Source organism: Clostridium sp. AF28-12, assembly GCF_003435225.1.
GTDB lineage: Bacteria > Bacillota > Clostridia > Lachnospirales > Lachnospiraceae > Pilosibacter > Pilosibacter fragilis.
Map to the genome: position 1 here is coordinate 39,067 of NZ_QWGJ01000022.1, position 263 is coordinate 39,329.

The following is a 263-nucleotide window of genomic DNA, read 5'->3' on the forward strand; positions in this document are numbered from 1 at the left end:
AGCACGAGGCGTCGCAGAACGTCCGGGGGACGTTCGCCTGCGACGACCGGAGCGGAGCGTAGACATTCGAACCGTTCAAACCCGGCAGGGCTCGAACACTCAAGAAACCTGCTGTCCACTTGATGATCCTTTCATTTTAGTTACTTATCCACACTTCATCTGCATCGCAAACTCTTTTTCCACAAAAAAAGAGGATATCCACACTGGATATCCTCAAAAAGCGAGCACGAGACGGGATTCGAACCCGCGACCCTCGCCTTGGC